Below are 378 nucleotides of genomic sequence, written 5' to 3'. Positions count from 1 at the left end.
AGGCCGGTATGTCCGAGCAGCAGCACGTCCGTGCGGACGGAACGGTCACCTTCCTTCCGCACCGGCTCAATCGCCATCCCGTTGTGGTGCGCGGCCTCACCGCCGACGAACTCTGGATTTGCTGCGGCCTGTCCGGCGCCGCCGGCCTGCTGGTCGGCGCGCCGCTGTCCTGGGTATTCCGCACGATCGCGCTGGCGCCGACGTTCGTCGTTCTGGGCGTGGCGCTCGGCGTCTTCATCGGCGGCGGCATCCTGCGCCGCCTCAAGCGCGGGCGTCCCGACACCTGGCTGTATCGGCAACTGCAATGGCGCATCGCCACGCGCCACCCGCTGATGGCTGGCTGGGTGGGCGGCCACGTGCTGATCTCGCGCTCGGGCT

The 378-nt window shown here is 70.6% G+C and carries 1 protein-coding gene; it reads left to right on the top strand.

Going from position 1 to position 378, the window contains the following annotated elements:
* Positions 1 to 8: 8 nt before the first annotated feature.
* Positions 9 to 378, top strand: a 370-nt coding sequence (locus APY03_RS25505; RefSeq protein WP_068681346.1) for a TIGR03750 family conjugal transfer protein, incomplete at its 3' end; no start/stop codon positions are given.

This window comes from Variovorax sp. WDL1, assembly GCF_001541225.1.
In the GTDB taxonomy this organism is placed as follows: domain Bacteria; phylum Pseudomonadota; class Gammaproteobacteria; order Burkholderiales; family Burkholderiaceae_C; genus Variovorax.
This window is presented reverse-complemented; position numbering and strand designations above follow the sequence as displayed.